This is a genomic window from Leifsonia sp. SIMBA_070, from assembly GCF_046534635.1.
GTDB lineage: Bacteria > Actinomycetota > Actinomycetes > Actinomycetales > Microbacteriaceae > Leifsonia.
This window is the reverse complement of the sequence record NZ_JAWRYK010000419.1, coordinates 1-264: the sequence shown is the minus strand read 5'-3', so window position 1 is coordinate 264 and position 264 is coordinate 1. Positions and strand designations below refer to the sequence as shown.

The following is a 264-nucleotide window of genomic DNA, read 5'->3' as shown; positions in this document are numbered from 1 at the left end:
GGATGCTCTCGCCCGTCAGCGAGGCCAGCAGCGTGGTGGGGATGATGCTGAGGAGGAAGCCTGCCATGCCCTCAGCGTCCTCGGCTACCTTCGGAGCGTCTCCGGCGCCGGCGGCAATGTTCAGGCCCTCTCCCGGGTGGATCAGGTTTCCGACAACGAGGCCGATGGCCAGCGCGAAGGTGGACATGAGGATGAAGTAGCCAAGGGCCAGCCCGCCGACCTTGCCCACCGTTGCTGCTTTGGCGATCGAGCCGATGCCGAGGA

Annotated in this window: 1 protein-coding gene; it reads right to left on the bottom strand. The window is 66.3% G+C overall.

What is annotated here, in order from left to right; all coding sequences use genetic code 11:
- On the bottom strand, nt 1-264 hold a 264-nt coding region (locus SB754_RS20915; RefSeq protein WP_410784270.1), incomplete at both ends, for a cation:dicarboxylate symporter family transporter.